6 protein-coding genes are annotated in these 5,038 nt (G+C 72.5%); 3 read left to right on the plus strand and 3 right to left on the minus strand.

The genetic code is table 11. From position 1 onward, the window contains the following. Positions 1-226: precorrin-6A/cobalt-precorrin-6A reductase (locus CCN42_RS02170; protein ID WP_143661826.1), on the minus strand; the 226-nt coding region annotated here is incomplete at its 3' end. Between the two features lie 97 nt (positions 227-323). Between CCN42_RS02170 and CCN42_RS02175 the strand changes: the two genes are divergently transcribed. Beyond that, entirely contained in the window at positions 324-797 is a 474-nt protein-coding gene (locus CCN42_RS02175) for a DUF6174 domain-containing protein (protein ID WP_086732806.1), read from the plus strand. Between the two features lie 228 nt (positions 798-1,025). Beyond that, positions 1,026-1,823: an HAD-IIA family hydrolase gene (locus CCN42_RS02180; protein WP_086732809.1), complete on the plus strand. Its 798-nt coding sequence runs from the start codon at positions 1,026-1,028 to the stop codon at positions 1,821-1,823. 42 nt (positions 1,824-1,865) lie between these two features. Here CCN42_RS02180 and CCN42_RS02185 read toward each other — a convergent pair whose 3' ends face one another. Beyond that, positions 1,866-2,276 carry a MerR family transcriptional regulator gene (locus tag CCN42_RS02185; RefSeq protein WP_211294613.1) on the minus strand — a complete coding sequence of 137 codons (411 nt, stop codon included), beginning with the start codon at positions 2,274-2,276 and terminating at the stop codon, positions 1,866-1,868. A 405-nt stretch (positions 2,277-2,681) separates the two neighbouring features. Here CCN42_RS02185 and CCN42_RS02190 point away from each other — a divergent pair, with 405 nt between their 5' ends. Further along, on the plus strand, positions 2,682-4,187 hold the full coding sequence (locus tag CCN42_RS02190) for a SulP family inorganic anion transporter (RefSeq protein ID WP_086732807.1): 1,506 nt from the start codon (positions 2,682-2,684) through the stop codon (positions 4,185-4,187). A gap of 242 nt (positions 4,188-4,429) precedes the next feature. Here the strand turns inward: CCN42_RS02190 and CCN42_RS02195 are convergent. Beyond that, positions 4,430-5,038: sulfite exporter TauE/SafE family protein (locus CCN42_RS02195; protein WP_086732808.1), on the minus strand; the 609-nt coding region annotated here is incomplete at its 5' end.

Raw genomic sequence — 5,038 nt, forward strand, 5'->3', positions numbered from 1 at the left:
GGTGGGTGGCGTCGACGACGGCGGCCACCTCGTGGGCGCGCAGCCAGTCGGCCAGCCCCTCGGCGCCGCCGAAGCCGCCCACGCGTACGCCCCCCGCGACCGCCCCCGGCCGGGTCACCCGCCCCGCCAGCGAGGTCGTCACCCGCGTGCCGGGCCGCACCGCCAGCTCGGCGGCGAGCTGGCGGGCCTCGGTGGTGCCGCCGAGGACCAGGACATGGCGGGACATGGCGCGAGCGTATCGAACGTTCGACGGCCCGGACCCGTCGCAGTGGTGCCGCCGTCGCGGCCACGAACACCCGGACCGTCCACCGAAGGGAACCACCATGCCCGCCCCGTCCCTCCTCCACCGCACCGCCGCGCTCCTCCTGGCCGGCGGCCTGCTGACCCTGGCCACCGCCTGCGGCGACGACACCGGCGCCACCGCCACCACCAAGCCGGAGGCCCCCGCCTGGACGGAACCCGCCGCCTACACGTACACCCTGACGTCCGGCGGAGGTGAGCGGTCCCTCATCGGCACATTCCGCGTGACGGTCCGCGACGGCGAGGTGACCGACGCCTCCGGCCTCGACGACGGCGCCCGCCGCGTGGTCCGCCGGCTCCCCGGCCAGATCCCCACGCTCGGCGACCTGCTGCGCGAACTCGGCCAGGCCCGCCGGGACCACGCGGACACGGCCGAGGCGGAGTACGCGGCCGACGGGCACCCGGTACGCATCTCCCTCGACTGGGACGCCGACGCCGTGGACGACGAGGCCGAGTACGTGATCAGCGCGTACGAGCCCGGCCCCGCCGCCGGATAGGGCGGCACCGGGAGCGGGCGTCCGGGCGGGGTGGCGTGCGTCCGCCCAGGAGCGGAGAATCTCCCCTGGCCGTACTTCCTGTCCTGCGGAGGTGTCATGACGGTTCCGCGAACGCTCCTGTGGCGGGCGCGAACGGCCCGTCCGGATGCCGGCGCCCTGGAGGCGGCCCGGGGCTCCGTCGGGGCTCACGGCGTCCACCGGACACGTCGCGGATGCGTGTGAGTGCCGGTGCGTGCCGTCCTCGTCGACATCGACGGCGTCCTGACCGTCTCCTGGGAGCCGCTGCCGGGGGCTGCCGAGGCGCTGCGGGAGATCCGGGCCGCGGGGCTGCCGTTCGCCCTGGTGACCAACACGACGTCCCGTACCCGGGCGTCGATCGCCGGGACGCTCGCGGACGCGGGGTTCCCGGTGAGCGCCGAGGACATCCTGACCGCGCCGGCCGTCACCGCCGCGTATCTCGCCGAGCGGTGTCCGGGTGCGCGCTGCCTCCTGTTGAACAGCGGGGACGTCGTGGCGGATCTGGAGGGTGTGCGCCTGGTCGGCGCGGACGCCTCCGAGGGCACCGTGGACGTCGTACTGGTCGGCGGTGCCGGGCCGGAGTTCGGGTACGAGGCGCTCGACCGGGCCTTCGGGCACCTCCGGCACGGGGCCCGGCTCGTGGCCATGCACCGCAATCTGTTCTGGCGTACCGACCGGGGACTGCGGCTGGACGCGGGGGCGTTCCTGGCCGGGCTCGAGCAGGCGGCCCGGACCGAGGCCGTGGTGACCGGGAAGCCGTCGGCGGCGTTCTTCGAGGCCGCGCTGCGGCGGCTCGGGGCCGGGGCGGACGACGCGGTCATGGTGGGCGACGACATCGAATCCGATGTGCTCGCGGCACAGCGGGCCGGGCTGACCGGGGTGCTGGTGCGGACGGGGAAGTACTTGCCGCAGACGCACCGGGCGGCGAGCGGCGAGCCCGACCATGTCGTCGACTCGTTCGCGGATGTCCCGGCGCTGCTCGGACTCCGGAACGACGAGGCGCGCTGACGGCCGGCGCTCCCGGGAGGGCCCCACCCGGCATCCGCGCCGTCAGGGCCGAGCCGGCTCGCTCTCGGGCAGCCGTGCGCGGAGCGTGGCAGCGAAATCCTCGGCGCGGGCAAGCTGGACGCGCAGCTTCTCCACCTGCTCCGCCGCGGTCCGCTCGTACGCGCGCACCCGCTCCAGGAGCGCCTCCCGCTCCCCCGGGGTCAGTCCCTCGCCCGCGTCCAGCCGGTCGGTGGCGCCCAGCAGGTCGCGCATCTGGTCCAGCGTGAAGCCGAGCGGCTTCATCCGCCGGATGACCATGAGGCGGGCGACATCGTTCTCGGTGTAGAGACGGAAGCCGCCCTGGGAGCGGGCCGAGGGCACGACCAAGCCGGTCTCCTCGTAGTGCCGGATGGTGCGCAGGGACAGCTCGGTGCGCGCGGCGACCTCGCCGATCTGCATGTGCTTGCCGTCCACGTCCCTGCTCCTGGCCCTGCCGCTCGAAGCGGCACCTTCGTCTGCCGAGCCCCGCCGATCTCTACCCTAACGTTAGGGTAGAGTTTCTGCTCGTGTGGGCGGTGCGGCGCTGCGCTGCCCTTGCCGTGCCGGGGCCGACGCCGACCTCGGCGAAGTTCCGATTCTGGCAGGAGATCACGCGTGCGCGTGCTCATGACGCCCGCCGCCGCCTCCTGCCCGCCGTGATGCCTCGCTCCCGGACGTGAGCGCGGGGCGCCGACGCGCCGCCCCGCCTCCGTCCCCCTCCGACTTTCGCTTCCGCATCACGGGACCACCCGCGGGGACGCCGGCCCGGCTCCCCCGCGTCCTACCGCCCGCCCGGCCCGCAGCGTCGAGTGGGCCCGAGCACGACAGGTAACCGCTCCCTTGTCCTCTTCCGTTGCGTCTCCCACCGCACGGCCGCGTGGCCTCACACCCGACTGGTGGTCCGACCCGAAGGTCTGGCGCACCGAGATCCTCGCCGGCCTGGTCGTCGCCCTGGCGCTCGTGCCCGAGGCGATCTCCTTCTCGATCATCGCCGGCGTCGACCCCGCGACCGGCCTGTTCGCCTCCTTCACCATGGCCGTGACCATCGCGATCGTGGGTGGCCGAAGGGCGATGATCTCCGCCGCGACCGGCGCCGTCGCCCTGGTCATCGCGCCGGTGAATCGTGAGCACGGTCTCGGCTACCTGGTCGCCACCGTCATCCTCGCCGGCGTCTTCCAGATCATCCTGGGGGCGCTCGGGGTGGCGAAGCTGATGCGGTTCATCCCGCGCAGTGTGATGGTCGGCTTCGTCAACGCACTGGCCATCCTCGTCTTCATGGCCCAGGTTCCCGAGATGCGGAACGTGCCCTGGGCGGTCTACCCGCTGATCGCCGCCGGCCTGGCGCTGATGGTCCTCCTCCCGAAGATCACCACCGTGATCCCGGCCCCGCTCGTCTCCATCGTCGTCCTCACCGTCATCACGGTCGCGGCCGGCATCGCGGTCCCGAACGTGGGAGACAAGGGAGCACTGCCGTCCTCACTGCCCGCGCCGGGCCTGCCGGACGTGCCCTTCACCATGGACACCCTGACGACGATCGCGCCGTACGCGTTCGCGATGGCGCTGGTCGGTCTGATGGAGTCGCTGATGACCGCAAAGCTCGTCGACGACATCACCGACACCCGCTCCGACAAGACCCGCGAGTCCATCGGCCAGGGCATCGCCAACATCGTCACCGGCTTCTTCGGTGGCATGGGCGGCTGCGCCGTGATCGGCCAGACGATGATCAACGTGAAGGTGTCCGGCGCCCGGACCCGCCTGTCGACCTTCCTCGCGGGCTCGTTCCTGATGGTGCTGTGCATCGTCTTCGGCCCGATCGTCTCCGACATCCCCATGGCCGCCCTCGTCGCCGTGATGATCACGGTGTCGTTCACGACCTTCGACTGGCACTCCATCGCCCCCAGGACGCTGAAGCGGATGCCGGCCGGCGAGATCGCCGTCATGGTCATCACCGTCGCGGTCGTGGTCGGAACCCACAACCTCGCCATCGGCGTCGTCGTCGGCTCGGTCACCGCCATGATCGTCTTTGCCAGGCGTGTCGCCCATCTCGCCGAGGTCAACGCCGTCACCGATCCCGACGGAAGTGCGGTCGTCTACCGGGTGACCGGCGAACTGTTCTTCGCCTCCTCGAACGACCTCGTGGGGCAGTTCGACTACGCGGGTGACCCCCCGAGGGTCGTCATCGACCTGTCGGCCGCACACATCTGGGACGCCTCGTCCGTCGCCGCCCTCGACGCGATCACGTACAAGTACTCCCAGCGCGGCAAGAGCGTCGAGATCACCGGTCTGAACGACCCCAGCGCGCACCTGCACGGCAAGCTCAGCGGCGAACTGGCGGCCGGTCACTGACGCACGCGGAACCTGTCGGCCCGGCGCCCGCCCGCGGCGAGAGGGGGGCGCGACCCGCCGTCCTCCGTCCACGAGCGCCGGCGGCGGGCTGCGGCGACGCGCCGCTCGGTCGCCGGCCACCCTCACGGCGCCGGCGACCGAGTCATGCCGGCCCCTTCGCGGCGGCGTCGGCATCCCGTGCGACCGGTTCGACGCTCCTCAGTGCTGCCGATGTCGCCCCTGCCTGACGGGAAGGACACCCCTCAGCGCAGCAGCAGCTGCAAGGCGCCCAGGACGGTCGCGGCGATCACGAGTTGTTCGAAGAGCCGCTGGTTGATCCGGTCCACGGCCCACTTGCCGAGCAGCGCGCCGGGCAGGACGAACAGCACGAGTGCGGCGTCGAGCAGCAGCGACGGGCCGTCGATCAGCCCGAGCCCCACGCTGAAGGGGACCTTGGACACGTTCACGATGAGGAAGAAGAACGCCGACGTGCCCAGGAAGCCCAGTTTCCGGAAGCCCGCCGACAGCAGGTACATCGACATCACCGGGCCGCCCGCGTTGGCGACCATGGTGGTGAAGCCGCCGAGGACGCCGTAGGAGCGGGCCTTGACGCGGCCCGCCCGGGTCGTGACCGCGTCGGGCTCCGCCGCCTGCTCCGCCGTGCGCCGTCGCCACACCGTCAGCGCGGCCATCAGCAGCAGTATCACCCCGATCGAGGTGCGGACGATGCCGTCGTCGGCCCGCATCAGGAACAGTGTGCCGACGACGACTCCGGCCGCGACCGCCGGGAAGAGCCGCCACAGCGTGGGCCAGTGGGCGTGCCGCCGGTAGGTGAGGACGGCGAGCACGTCCCCGGCGATGAGCAGGGGCAG

Origin of the sequence: Streptomyces glaucescens, from assembly GCF_002154375.1 — a bacterium.
Classification (GTDB): domain Bacteria; phylum Actinomycetota; class Actinomycetes; order Streptomycetales; family Streptomycetaceae; genus Streptomyces; species Streptomyces glaucescens.